This is a genomic window from Microcoleus sp. Pol14D4 (genome assembly GCF_036701245.1).
Taxonomy (GTDB): domain Bacteria; phylum Cyanobacteriota; class Cyanobacteriia; order Cyanobacteriales; family Microcoleaceae; genus Microcoleus.
Map to the genome: position 1 here is coordinate 1,396 of NZ_JAUBQM010000176.1, position 1,284 is coordinate 2,679.

The window sequence follows — 1,284 nt, forward strand, 5'->3', positions numbered from 1 at the left end:
GAGCAAACTAAAAATTTATGGGCGATTGATATAATTCTTGCTAATAAGTCAGCAATTTTAAATTTGATGGGCGAAGAGGATGAGGTTAGCGAAAAACAGCATTTAGAAAATTTCCACAGCCGTAAAAGTATGGCGGCACTGTGCGAGTTTTATGTTTTAAAAGCGCAGAATTTATATCTTTACGGACTGTATAGTGAGGCGCTAGAAGCATCGGAGCGCGCTGCTGAACTGCTCGATTATTTGATGGGTCATATTTCAAGCGCTCACCATCATTTTTACCGTTGTCTGATCTTAACGGCTCTGTATTCAGAGGTTTCTGAATCGCAGCGAAAAGATTATTGGGAGCAATTAGAAGCTAATCAGAAACAAATTAAAATTTGGGCGGATAACTGCTGGGAAAGTTTCGCACATAAATTCTCGCTAGTGGCGGCAGAAATGGCGAGGATTTCAGGTCGAGATTTGGAGGCGATGGATTTGTACGATCGCGCGATAGCTCAGGCTAGAGAGGATGATTTTATTCAGAATGAAGCGCTGGCGGCGGAGCTGGCTGCTAAATTTTGGTTGGGGAAGGATAAAGAAGAATTTGCCCAAATCTATTTGACTAAGGCTCACTATGGCTACCAATACTGGGGTGCTAAACGTAAAGTTGAGAGTTTGGAGGAAAAATATCCTCAATTAATCGCGAGAACTTCAGGGAAGACGACTACTCAAACTAAAGTTAACCGAACTACGACGGCGACTACTAGCAATAATTTGGGGGAGACTTTAGATTTAACTACTGTGATGAAAGCTTCGCAAGCGATTTCGGGTGAAATTGTTTTGAGTAGGTTGCTGGAAAGATTGATGAAAATTGCGATCGAGAATGCGGGGGCCCAAAAAGGTTTTTTGATTTTAGAAAAAGCGGGAAACTGGGCGATTGAGGCGGAAGGTTCGGTGAAGGAGGATGAAGTTAGCGTGCTGCGATCGCTTCCTCTCAATCCCACAGCAGCTTCTGGGGCCACTCCTTTGCTGGCTTGTGCGATCGCCAATTATGTGATTCGCACTCAGGAAAATGTGGTGTTAAATAATGCCGCTCTTGAAGGACAATTTACCCGCGATCCTTATATTGCAGCTACTCAACCGAAGTCTATTCTTTGTACTCCTCTGCTGCACCAAGGTAAGCTGACTGGCCTTCTTTATTTGGAAAATAACCTGATTGAAGGCGCTTTTACTACCGATCGCCTAGAATTGTTAAAACTGTTATCTGCCCAAATTGCTATTTCTATTGAGAATGCTCAACTTTAC

The 1,284-nt window shown here is 43.1% G+C and carries 1 protein-coding gene; it reads left to right on the top strand.

Annotated elements, in window-relative coordinates; all coding sequences use genetic code 11:
• The coding region (locus QUA33_RS27860; RefSeq protein ID WP_333152978.1) for a GAF domain-containing protein at positions 1-1,284 on the top strand (1,284 nt) is incomplete at both ends.